The 428-nt window shown below is 52.1% G+C and carries 1 protein-coding gene; it reads left to right on the top strand.

Annotation, left to right across the window (positions count from 1 at the left end; genetic code table 11):
• A partial coding sequence (locus AC1RPH_RS07885; protein ID WP_481762037.1) for an FAD-dependent thymidylate synthase occupies window positions 1-428 on the top strand: 428 nt, incomplete at both ends.

The following is a 428-nucleotide window of genomic DNA, read 5'->3' as shown; positions in this document are numbered from 1 at the left end:
CATGACACACCGTGTATTCTCGCGCAATGCATCAAGTTCGCGAGCCATACCCGCTAAGAAGCTTATCTCCCAGATTCGCGAAGAGCCCGTGTTCTTTGCTCACGTCGGTCTGAACGAACCGGGCATGCAGGCTAGCGATCAAGTTACTGCCGATGTTCTCGATAAGTTCCGAAAGGAATGGCAGGAGCTGGCAAACCTGACTGCTGATTACGTTGAGCGCTGTACCAATGAGTACAACATCCACAAGCAGGTTGCCAATCGCGTGCTTGAGGCGTTTACCAACATCAATGTGGTGGTCACGTCGAGTCAATGGGACAACTTCTTTGAGCTGCGTAATCACCCGGATGCCCAGCCCGAAATCAAAGATTTGGCTGAGACTATGCTTCGGGCCATGTCCGCAAGCAATCCGCGTATTGTCGATCCAAAGG

It is taken from the genome of Dellaglioa sp. CoH-57-MRSF-16 (assembly GCF_056782055.1).
Note: the sequence above shows the minus strand (reverse complement) of the source record. Positions and strands in the feature narration are given on the sequence as shown.